Here is a 401-nt window from a genome sequence, read left to right as displayed (position 1 = left end):
CCGCAACGCGGCGAGGTTGTCGCGGACCTTGGTCCTGGCACCCGAGCGGGCGAAGTCGTCCTGGCTCTCGGGGGTGAAGCGGGCTACTCCGGCGTCGTCTCCGGGCCGGTCTCGTCCTCCCCGAAGTATTCCCTGAGCACCTCCGACTCCGCTGTCTGCCAGGCCGTGTTCAGCGCCGCCACGTTGGCCAGGTAGCTCGAGGTCGAGGGTGCCGTCGCCTCCAAGGCCAGCCTGCGCTGGTCGATCCGTTCCTCCAGGTCCTCGCCCACCTGCGTGAAGTACGCCTCCGGGTCCTCCAGTCGTGCGTACTCCTGCGGCCGGTCCTTCTGCCAGTGCTCTTTGGCCTGGAGCCCGTAGTGGTTCATCGGCATGGACTTCCTCCTCGGGACCAGTGTGCACGT

The 401-nt window shown here is 67.8% G+C and carries 1 protein-coding gene; it reads right to left on the bottom strand.

What is annotated here, in order from left to right:
* Positions 1-83: 83 nt before the first annotated feature.
* Complete coding sequence (locus ALI22I_RS50995; protein WP_077007088.1) at positions 84-371, bottom strand: hypothetical protein; 288 nt, start codon at positions 369-371, stop codon at positions 84-86.
* Positions 372-401 lie beyond the last annotated feature (30 nt).

The sequence above is a fragment of the Saccharothrix sp. ALI-22-I genome (assembly GCF_001984175.1).
In the GTDB taxonomy this organism is placed as follows: domain Bacteria; phylum Actinomycetota; class Actinomycetes; order Mycobacteriales; family Pseudonocardiaceae; genus Actinosynnema.
The sequence above is the reverse complement of the archived record's forward strand: the minus strand, read 5'-3'. Positions and strand labels throughout refer to the sequence as shown.